The organism is Streptococcus pseudopneumoniae, assembly GCF_038148935.1.
Classification (GTDB): Bacteria; Bacillota; Bacilli; order Lactobacillales; family Streptococcaceae; genus Streptococcus; species Streptococcus pseudopneumoniae_U.
Map to the genome: position 1 here is coordinate 1 of NZ_JBBJZX010000104.1, position 6,470 is coordinate 6,470.

The window sequence follows — 6,470 nt, forward strand, 5'->3', positions numbered from 1 at the left end:
GTCAGGCGAAATGGCGACAGGCTGGAAGAAAATCGCTGAGAAGTGGTACTATTTCGATGGAGAAGGTGCTATGAAAACAGGCTGGATCAAATACAAGGAGACTTGGTACTATCTTGATAGTCAAAATGGGGACATGGTTTCTAATGCCTTTGTCAAATCAAATGATGGCTGGTATTACCTTAAAGAAGATGGTACGATAGCAGAGAAACCAGAATTTACAGTCGAGCCTGAAGGCTTGATAACAGTAAAATAATAATGGAATGTCTTTCAAAGCAGAAAAGCGCATATTAATAAGTCTTGAAAAGCCTTAATAGTATGCGTTTTCTGATGGAGATATTTCATTCAATTTTTGCTACTATATTAAATAAAAATCAAACTATAAAGTTATTCTCAAATAAAGTCTAATACTCTTTGAAAATCTCATCAACCAGGTCAGCTTCCATCTGCAACCTCAAAACAGTGTTTTTAGCAGCCTGCGGCTAGTTTCCTAGTTTGCTCTTTGATTTTCATTGAGTATAAATTTGACAATGTAAACCGAGTCGGATAGCTTTAAGTACTGTTTTGAGGTTGAAGATATGATTTTTGATAGGAACTCATCAAATAGGTTTACTATCATCACTTTTGGATTTTTAAGCAACATCAATAAATTGCTTTCTTGTTTTGTCATAATTTTTTTATTTAAAAAATTGACTTTATGACAAGGGTGTGCTATTCTTTTTATGAGAGGTGTATGAATATGATAAATGTATGTGATGTTGGAAAAAGAATAAAAGAACTTAGAATATCTTCAAATCTTACTCAAGATAAGATTGCTGAATATTTGTCTTTGAATCAAAGCATGATTGCCAAAATGGAAAAAGGTGAAAGGAATATCACGTCGGATGTTATTGAGAAACTATCTGCCCTGTTTTGCTGTACGGTTGACTATCTTTTGTTTGGCGAACAAGCTGAACAACAGTGTGTCATATCGTTTAGAAAAAATAAAATAGTAGACCAAGATCTTAAAGTTTTAGCGAAAATCAATAAAATTGTATTGAATCAATTTGAGATAGATCAGCTATTGGAGACAAAATAAATGATTGATAAAATGGATTTAAGTAATAAAGCTTCAAATCTTAGAAAAAAGTTGGGAGCTGATGGTGAAGCGCCGATAGATATTTTTAAATTGGTACAAAAGATAGAAAATTTGACGCTGGTATTTTATGGACTCGGAAAGAATATTAGCGGAGTCTGTTATAAAGGAACTCAGTCAAGTCTCATTGTAATCAATTCAGACATGTCATTAGGAAGGCAAAGATTTTCTTTAGCACATGAACTGTATCATCTTTATTATGATGAGGTGAAGAAGAGTTCAGTCAGTTTTATTTTGATTGGTGAAGGAGATGAAACTGAAAGAAAAGCGGATCAGTTTGCTTCTTATTTTTTAATTTCCCCATCTTCACTGTATAGGATGGTTGAGGAAATCAGAGAAAATGCCAATAGAACTCATCTTGAAGTAGAAGATATTATAAAATTGGGTCAGTTTTATGGTATCAGTCATAAAGCTATGTTATATAGATTGAGGAATGATGGATACCTTGATGCAGAAGAAATTAAAAATATGGATATTAGTGTTATAGAGACAGCTTCAAGATTAGGCTATGATACAAGTTTATATCGTCCTTTGTCAGAAAGTAAAAAGGAAATGGTATTAGGACACTATATTAAATCGACTGAACAACTTTTAGAAAATAACAGAATTTCGCAAGGGAAGTATGAGGAACTGCTACTAGATGCTTTCAGATATGATATTGTATATGGGCTAGATGAAGAGGGGGAGTTGTCGTTTGACTAGTCGTGTATTTATTGATACAGATTGTATTTCAGCATTTTTATGGGTTGGCACTGAACATCTTTTAGAAAAGCTCTATTCGGGTAAAATTGTTATTCCACAAGAGGTGTATGATGAAATCAATATACCTACAATTCCCCACTTAAAATCTAGGATAGACCAGTTAGTAGCTAAGGGTTCGGCTGAGATTGTGAGCATAGACATTGGAACTGAAGAATACGCATTATATAGAAATTTAACAAGAAATCATGATAGTAACAAGGTTATTGGTAAGGGAGAAGCGGCTTCTATTTCCTTAGCGAAAAAGCATAATGGGATATTAGGAAGTAATAATCTAAGAGATGTTAAACCATATGTAGAAGAATTTTCTTTAGAACATATGACAACAGGAGATATACTGGTTGAAGCCTTTAAGGCGCAATTTATTACTGAACAAGAGGGCAATCATATCTGGAATAATATGCTTAAAAAGAGAAGGAAAATTGGGGCGGCTTCTTTTTCAGACTATCTTCGTGGAAGTGTTCATTAAACTAGACAAAAATAAATTTGGATAAATCGAACTCACTATTCAGGAGGAATATGAGCAATTCGAAGAAGAAAAGTGTCAAATTGAGCCTATAAGAGTAGAAATGACCTGCATAGGGGATGAGAGAAAAGTTCTCCTTGAAGTTTCCCTGAACTATCAGTCGCATATCAAACGATATGCAGGGTGATGTGAGAGGGGATAGCGAGTAGTTTTTGGTTATTTTGTCAAAAAACTTGTATTTTATCATACTGAATGATAAAATACAAGAAAAATAGTAGAATAAAGGAAAGCTTTTCTAAAATGTGTATCTCCCCACAGGATTCGTTCTTGTGGGATTTTTTTCGTTAAAGAAAGCGATAAATATTGACTTTTTTAAAGAAAGATGTCATAATTAAGTTGGAAAAAACGTAAAAGTATCACTTTTCTCGTTATCCCGACTCCCAAAACGTCGTTAAACCGCTCGGCAATCCATGGAGACATGGACACATAGTAGTAAGCACGCTATGTGGCTTGGCAGAGCTAAAAACTGTTCCCTTGCGATAAGCCTAATAAGCACAACATAGGGAGTTAGAGAAGCCGACTCTAATCATCCACTTTGGGCAGTAGTGAGAACTGCCCCGTGCTTTTTTTATTTTGAGAAAATATGGAGTTTGTCGTTGAAATTACTTGATTGTATTTTAGATTATCAAGAGAAATTCGATGGAAAAACATGTCAAGTATCAACGAATTATAAGCATTTAGAGACTTTCGAAGTAGATTTTTGCTTGACTGATTTACATCACTTATTTGGCTTGCACAAAATCACACGAGATTATGCTAGTCAAACAATACCTGCTATTCAAGCTGGTGTTTTTATTTTGGAAGAATATAAAAATAATCCCATGTACAACGATGTTATAGAAAGGATATCTTTGTATAGTTTTATCGGTGATATCTTCTATTCTAAGATAACGAGTTGTTGTATCCTAGCCAAAGATTTATCTAAAAACACTATGAAGTTGGACGTCATATTTTTTGAAGATAGAAACAAAAGATCCGCAATTTTAGGTTTACGAAGAGATAAAAGTGGAGTGTTTAAACCGGTTACTCTACATTTTACAAGCGCTAAGAAATATGCTAAAGTTCGTAAAACAGATGTGAAAGAAATTAAATGGTTATAAAAAAAACTTTTTGCAGGCTTCGGCTTGCGTTTTTTTGTTTGATAAAATTAAAAAAATGTGCAAAAATAAGTAGAATTGAAAACAGGAAAAAACACCTCCTTTCGATTCGCCAAGCCTCTTCGCAAGGTAATGAGGGGGCGGAGAGACGCGCTCGTCAACAGAAGTATCTCATTGGAAATGTTGCTCACTTTTTTAGTGAGCTTTTTATTTAAGGAATAGGAATGAAAAATAAGAAGTTAAAATTATACTCAATGAAAATCTCTTCAAACCCGTCAGCGTCGCCTTGCAGTCTGTATCTTACTGACCAAGCTAGTGATGGACTTAGAATAGGTGGTTTAGAGCGTCCTAGCAGCTAGGAAATGGTGGCAATAGTCCTTGGCTGAGGATAGGGTGTCACACTCAACTGGTTGACCTAGTTTATAGAGAGGGAATTACTATAAAATACTCAGGCTTCTATCATATATTTCGAAATGTTTGTGTAATCAAAATGTAACAATATTGTAACATTGGCACAGAGGATGTTTAGCATATATAAATGTAGTATAACTCTTGTATCTTTGTTAAAAAATAGGTTGTATCAAAAGGTTTTACACATCTGTGCATATATATATATATATATATATATATAATGTCGCTTTTTTCTTGCATTTCCTGACTCTATACTATCAGCGGTGGGGTTGATTTGTATGTCAGAAGTGTTACTATATAATTGATATATTATCGTCTGTTGGCTTTTTGCGCGCTTTCTAAGCTTGGGGAAGCTCTCAGACGAGGAAAGGATTCACTTATGTTCAAGAAAAAGAATGATGGTAATGGAGAGAAAATTTTCCGTTATTCCATTCGTAAATACCATTTTGGGGCTGCTAGCGTTGCGGTTGCGGCTCTGATGTTCTTTGCAAATGGGGTGCAAGCGCAGGCACCGGCAGTATCTTCGGCAACAGCCAGTGATGTAGTTGCTGGATCTGCTGGAAATTCAGATGGGGAACCACAGGAGTCAGATGGGGAAGAGCCAGAGAAGGTCTCTCAGACTGAACCGTCGGCTGAGCTCCAGTATACAGGGGAGTCAAACTCTCCAGAGACTAAAGTCGAGGACGCTAGTAAGGGACAGGAAACAGATGCCCTTGCTCCGACCAAACCAGAGACGAAGCCAGTTGCTCAAGAAACTTCTCAAGGAGGAGCAGTAAAAGAGCAAGACCAGCCCACATCTGCCACTAAAACGACAGAAGCTAAATCACTCCAAGGCAATCTGCAAGCTTTGTTGGAAAAACTAACTCTTAGCTCCATGAAAGCGCTCCACGATGAAGTGGAAGCAGGTCTAGCAGCAGCTAAGGCAGTTTTGGACGACCCAAATGCGACGCAAGCGCAGGTTGACGAGCAAGTAAGAGCTATGGAAGAACTGACGAGCCGTGTCAATCAAGCCTTGGAGCCATCGCTATCAAAATTGACAGACTTGGGTGAAGCAAGTTCGACAAATAATAAGCTTGTCGAACCAAACGGAACTGTAACTGAGCAAGCAACTGGTGGAAAGCGTAGTAAAAGAGGTGGTTTGAGCCAAACCACACCAGCTGTGGATCAGGTGAGCTCAGAAACTGTAGGTAACTCAGAAAAAACTGAATCTAGTGAAAAGCCTAGTCGACAAGAACTTCCAACCTACACCAATACGACAGAAGGTGAAAACGGCGTCTATGGACTAAAAGATGAATTAGAGTCTATTGTCAAACGACTTAAAGAAAATCAAGCGTCGGAAGATAAAATCCAAGCAGCAAAAGCAGCAGCTGATAAGTTTAATGAAGCTTTTTCTAAAGGTGATACCATCAGCCAAGAAGATTTTGCCGCTGCCCTAGTCGACCTGAAAAAATCCCGAGACCTCATCGAAGGAGTGCTGGAAGAAAAATATGGTGAGGAAACTACAGCTGGAGGAGTAACCCCGCAACCACGTGATGGTGGCTACTCTGACTTTCGTAATGCTAACTATAGTGGAAGGTCTGCAAGGGCGGCAAGTCCATTAGATCGGAAAGAAAGTTACATTGAAAATGGTAAGTCGGGAGATAAGACCTACGATAGATACACCTATGTTTTTTTCTCTGATAAAAGACCGATAGACAATTCGACCAAACCTGTCTCTAATGCAAAAAACTATATTCTTGCAAGAGTAACTCCTACAAAGGAAGGTTTCCATTGGGAGCTACAGATAAATAATGGACATAGACGAATACCTGGAACGGGTGTTTGGCTTACGTTGCCTTCGGGGCAAGCATATAAGCAAGGTACAGATAGTATTAGTATTCGTCGCAAAGGTGGTGGCACCACTGCTGTATCTTCTAATGCAGGGGATTTACTTTCCCTTCTAAAACACTCTGCAACAGGATTTGGTAATCAGACTAAAGGAACAGTTAGTAATACCGGTATCAATAGAAGAAATAGTCCGAAAAACTTGCCAGTAGCAACCTTTGATGATTTAGCCCGTCATGGTGTGGGAAGAATCCAACCATATCAGAGACAAGGTGAACCTCAAGAAATGCAAAACCAATCAGACGAAAAATTTCACAAAGTAAATAATAGTGGTTCGGATTTATATTATTTCTCGCTGGGAGATAATGACAATGCTTACACCCTAACTTTCGACACTAAAGGGAGTAACAATATTAAAAACCTTGACTATGCTGTAGGTTTGAGAGGAAATTATGGTAATGAGGTTTTCCTTGTTAATCAGTGGCATGGTAGAACATATAATGAAGCAAAAGAGGATGCCAGGGATGACATAGAGCAAGCGAGACAACGTAAAAATGGAAGTCTTGGTAAGAATGGAAACCTTTCGTCTGTAGAGCGAGATAGTGCTACTGGTAAAGTTAACACCTATGCACGAGAGGCTATACGCAAGATTGACAATGCCGACAGCCTTATTAAGGTGGAAGATGCCTTGAGAGAGGGATTGAATAATATCAACGGAGTG

Annotated in this window: 4 protein-coding genes and 2 pseudogenes; all 6 read left to right on the top strand. The window is 37.4% G+C overall.

From position 1 onward, the window contains the following. Positions 1 to 253 (top strand): annotated as a pseudogene (locus WKI42_RS09190) (autolysin); the annotation flags it as partial. Between the two features lie 477 nt (positions 254 to 730). Then, on the top strand, positions 731 to 1,075 hold the full coding sequence (locus WKI42_RS09195; protein WP_050086717.1) for a helix-turn-helix domain-containing protein: 345 nt from the start codon (positions 731 to 733) through the stop codon (positions 1,073 to 1,075). A 12-nt stretch (positions 1,076 to 1,087) separates the two neighbouring features. Then, positions 1,088 to 1,834: an ImmA/IrrE family metallo-endopeptidase gene (locus WKI42_RS09200; RefSeq protein ID WP_309598780.1), complete on the top strand. Its 747-nt coding sequence runs from the start codon at positions 1,088 to 1,090 to the stop codon at positions 1,832 to 1,834. Next, a pseudogene (locus WKI42_RS09205) lies at positions 1,827 to 2,249 on the top strand (hypothetical protein); the annotation flags it as partial. The gene WKI42_RS09200 and the pseudogene WKI42_RS09205, both read left to right, overlap by 8 nt. A 764-nt stretch (positions 2,250 to 3,013) precedes the next feature. After that, positions 3,014 to 3,517: a PBECR4 domain-containing protein gene (locus WKI42_RS09210; protein WP_000770308.1), complete on the top strand. Its 504-nt coding sequence runs from the start codon at positions 3,014 to 3,016 to the stop codon at positions 3,515 to 3,517. 787 nt (positions 3,518 to 4,304) lie between these two features. Beyond that, positions 4,305 to 6,470, top strand: a 2,166-nt coding sequence (locus WKI42_RS09215) for a YSIRK-type signal peptide-containing protein (protein ID WP_368081766.1), incomplete at its 3' end; no start/stop codon positions are given.